The sequence below is a fragment of the Alkalihalophilus lindianensis genome (genome assembly GCF_032843265.1).
Taxonomy (GTDB): Bacteria; Bacillota; Bacilli; order Bacillales; family Bacillaceae_D; genus Alkalihalophilus; species Alkalihalophilus lindianensis.
Genome location: NZ_JAWJBA010000180.1, coordinates 1 through 292 on the forward strand (window position 1 = coordinate 1; position 292 = coordinate 292).

General features: G+C 46.2%; 1 protein-coding gene. It reads left to right on the forward strand.

Features of this window, described 5'->3' with window-relative positions; translation table 11 throughout:
- Positions 1 to 103: 103 nt before the first annotated feature.
- Positions 104 to 292 (forward strand): thiamine pyrophosphate-dependent enzyme (locus RYX56_RS21835; protein ID WP_317124049.1); only part of this gene is annotated, 189 nt, incomplete at its 3' end.

Consider the following 292-nt stretch of genomic DNA (forward strand, 5'->3'; position numbering starts at 1 on the left):
CGTTATCTGAGGCAATCGGGGAAGCGGCATTGGCTGTAGATGGAAAGGCCATTCATGGCTAAGTTTAAAGGAAAATAGTATTATCCAAAAGGAGGATGAACTAATGACAGAAAAGCGTCATGAAGTCTTAGGATTAAGTGATGAAAAAGTGTTGGAGATGTATGAAACGATGCTCTTGGCCCGCCGTATTGATGAGCGGATGTGGCTGTTGAACCGTGCAGGCAAAATACCATTCGTTATCTCCTGTCAAGGGCAGGAGGCTGCACAAGTTGGTGCCGCCTTTGCACTAGAC